The organism is Thalassospira sp. UBA1131, from assembly GCF_002311515.1.
Lineage (GTDB): Bacteria > Pseudomonadota > Alphaproteobacteria > Rhodospirillales > Thalassospiraceae > Thalassospira.
On the sequence record NZ_DCAO01000110.1, the window covers coordinates 35,749 to 37,907 of the forward strand.

General features: G+C 53.8%; 3 protein-coding genes. 1 reads left to right on the plus strand and 2 read right to left on the minus strand.

From position 1 onward, the window contains the following. The coding region (locus tag B3Z49_RS18650) for a glycosyltransferase family 4 protein (RefSeq protein ID WP_296993573.1) at window positions 1-830 on the minus strand (830 nt) is incomplete at its 3' end. Next, window positions 827-1,744 (minus strand): UDP-2,3-diacylglucosamine diphosphatase, encoded by a 918-nt coding sequence (locus B3Z49_RS18655; protein WP_296993575.1) that lies wholly within the window; start codon window positions 1,742-1,744, stop codon window positions 827-829. The genes B3Z49_RS18650 and B3Z49_RS18655, both read right to left, overlap by 4 nt. A 218-nt stretch (window positions 1,745-1,962) precedes the next feature. Between B3Z49_RS18655 and B3Z49_RS18660 the strand changes: the two genes are divergently transcribed. Further along, on the plus strand, window positions 1,963-2,159 hold a 197-nt coding region (locus B3Z49_RS18660), incomplete at its 3' end, for an acylglycerol kinase family protein (protein ID WP_296993577.1).

The window sequence follows — 2,159 nt, forward strand, 5'->3', positions numbered from 1 at the left end:
CCCTGAACCGGGAAAACCGCAACCGGGGTGCCCGATGCCAGGGCTTCAAGGATCACAAGGCCAAAAGTATCGGTCTTGCTGGGGAAGACGAAGACGTCGGCGGCGGCAAAGGCCGTTGCCAGTTCTTCACCGATTTTTTTGCCGAGAAACTGCGCGTTGGGATATTTGCCCTTGAGCTCATTTAGCTGCGGGCCATCGCCGACAACGAATTTCGTGCCCGGCAGATCAAGATCCAGGAAATGGCCGATATTCTTTTCCACCGCAACCCGGCCGACAAACAGCCAGTGCGGTTTCGGGAAATCGCCAAAACTGGCGTCTGGTCGGGGCCGGAACAGGTCCAGGTCCACACCGCGCGACCAGATTTGCAGGTTGTTAAAGCCCCAGTCGGACAGTTCCTGACGCAGGGTTTCGGTTGCCACCATGACGGATTGCGATTTGCCGTGGAAATGCTTCATGCCGCGATAAAGGATCGAGAGCGGCAGGCGCCAGCGGGCGTGAATATATTCCGGGAAGCGCGTGTGATAGGCGGTCGAAAACGGAATGCCACGCTTAAGGCAATAGGCCCGTGCGGCCTGACCCAACGGGCCTTCGGTGGAAATGTGGATGGCGACCGGATGAAGGGCCTCGATCATCTTGGCCATTTTGCGTTTGGCAAAAAGCGCCAGCCGGATTTCCGGATAAGTCGGGCAGGGGATGGTTTTAAACTGATCGGGCGAGATGACATGAACGTCATGTCCCATCTCGCCCAACTCGCCCCGTACGGTTTCAAGGGTACGGACAACACCGTTGACCTGCGGATACCAGGCATCGGTTACGATCAGTATTTTCATGCAGTCTTTCCAATCGGTGCATCATTGCCCTTTTTCGAAGAGCCCGATGCAGAGTTGCCCGCTTCATGGGCGATACGAAACATGGAAATCAGTTTGCCAAGGCCAAGCGACGGGGCGCTTGCCGCATCGTGACCCGGGCTTGAATGGCTCATTGCCATCTGGCGCATTTCGGCCCAGTGCAGCAGTTCAAGCTTGCCTTCCTTGTCTTCGACAAGGGCCGTACAGCTTTCAACCCAGTCACCATCGTTGCAATACAGCACATCGCCGATCTTGCGTTTTTCGGCGTGATGGATATGACCGCAGACCACGCCATCCACCTTGCGTTTGGCGGCCTCGTGGGCGACGGCATTTTCAAAGTTGCAGACGAACTGAACCGCGTTCTTCACCCGGTTCTTAAGATAGGCCGAAAGCGACCAGTACCCGTAACCAAGCCGGCGGCGAACGCCGTTGAAATAGCGGTTGAGCGTAATGGCGAGGTTGTAGGCGGTGTCTCCAAGGTAGGCCAGCCACTTTGCGTATTTGACGACCCCGTCAAACTCATCGCCATGGATGACCAAAAGGCGCTTGCCATCGGCAGTGACGTGGATATCGTTCATTTTAACGTCGACATGGCCAAAGGTCATATCGACAAACTCGCGGGCGAATTCATCATGGTTTCCGGGGACGAAGATGACTTTGGCGCCATTCTTTGCCTTTTCCATGATTGTCGTGATCACGGCATGATGACTTTCCGGCCAGTACCAGCTTTTCTTGAGGCGCCAGCCGTCAATAATGTCACCCACCAGATAATAGGTGTCTGCCGTTACTTCATTGAGGAAATTCAATAGAAGGTCTGCCTGACATCCACGTGTCCCCAGATGGACGTCTGAAATCCAGACCGTGCGGTAATGCGGTTGCAGCGTCATCGCTGTCATTGCCGCTCCTCCGTATCCTGCCAAAAGGATGGCTGGAATTCGACAGTTTGTCTTGCCGAATACTGTTCCAAGCCAGTATCGGTTTAAAACAAATCGTTCGATTATATAACCCGTTCACAGAAATTTCGCAGTTCTGTAAAGCAACTGTTACATGTTTTATTTCATATGGTAGGTGCTGTGAAAAATTTATTTCATTTTTATTTCGGAAGTGGGTCCAAATGACCGATGCGGATTTGACTGTCATCTTCAATCCACGTGCCGGTGGCAATAAACAGCGGTTTTTATCCCAGATATTGCAACATGCCGGCATCAAGGTGGAATTGCTGCAAACCACCCATCCCGGTCACGCCCGCGAACTGGCCCGCAAGGTCCGTGCCCATCAACGTTTGTTTGTTGCCGGCGGCGACGGGTCGCT

What these genes read in the sequence shown, in the direction of transcription:
- B3Z49_RS18655 (WP_296993575.1), bottom strand. Translation starts at nt 1,744, where the DNA reads ATGACAGCGATGACGCTGCAACCGCATTACCGCACGGTCTGGATTTCA.